The sequence below is a fragment of the Halorhodospira sp. 9621 genome, from assembly GCF_022228055.1.
In the GTDB taxonomy this organism is placed as follows: domain Bacteria; phylum Pseudomonadota; class Gammaproteobacteria; order Nitrococcales; family Halorhodospiraceae; genus Halorhodospira; species Halorhodospira halophila_A.
The window spans coordinates 1-983 of sequence record NZ_JAJNRD010000091.1 but is presented as its reverse complement, the minus strand read 5'-3'; the positions used below and the strand labels follow the sequence as shown (position 1 = coordinate 983).

Genomic DNA, 983 nt, shown 5'->3' with positions numbered 1-983 from the left:
TCGTCGAGTTGTGGCTCCACATCGTCGTACTCGATTAGCGCATCCCGATGCTCGATGTTGTGGAACCGACGCAGGATTGGCTCCGGCAGGTTATCCACGCGCCCATGGATTCGGTAGTGCCACTGCACGTAACCGATCCACAGCACCATTTCCGCAATGTGGGCTGCCCACGGGTTGATCTCCAGACCGAGGAACTGGTGCGGGTCCACGGTCATGCCCTCGGCATCGAACCCCGTTTGCCCACCACGGAGCTCCGAGAGCAGCTCTAGGACCTCACCCTCCAGGCGCTTGAGGTGTTCCATCGCCACATAGAGGAAGTTGCCCGAGCCGCAGGCCGGGTCGAGCACGCGCGTCTCCAGCAGCCGACCAAAGAAGCGCTCCACGGCGTCCCGGGCTTCCTTCTCCTTGCCCTGGGCAAGCAGCATCGCCGCCTGGGCTTGTGCGTCTGCCCACTCCTCGCGCAAGGGCTCGACGACCGTCGGCAGGACCAGGCGTTCAACGTATGGGCGGGGCGTATAGTGGGCGCCGAGCTTATGCCGCTCCTTGGGGTCCAGCGCCCGCTCCAGCAACGTCCCGAAGATCGCGGGCTCCACCTCGGTCCAGTCGTGGGAGGCTGCGTTGATCAGAAGATCAAGCTGCTCCGTGTTGAGAGGGATGGGGTTGATCTCGTCAAAGAGCCCGCCGTTGAACTGCGGGATGCGCACCAACCAACGAGACTCAAACCCACCATCCCGCATCCGCTCCCAGAGGGCTCGCATCGCATCCGGGAACACCTCGGGATTCTGGCGTACCTCCCGGAGCATTTCCTGATAGCGGCCATGCGGGATAAGACCGATGTCCTCGGCGAACATCGTGAACATGGCCCGCATTAGGAATCGGGAGACGCGCTCAACCTCGTAGCCGCCCTGCTCTAGCGAGCGCGCAAGCTTTGCCAGGTCGTCGCTGATCTGCCGGGTAACACGCGCCGCGCGCTTGGACAGGTC

General features: G+C 63.5%; 1 protein-coding gene. It reads right to left on the bottom strand.

The window, feature by feature from the left end; all coding sequences use genetic code 11:
• On the bottom strand, nt 1–983 hold a 983-nt coding region (locus LRF89_RS13210; RefSeq protein WP_338018531.1), incomplete at both ends, for a DNA methyltransferase.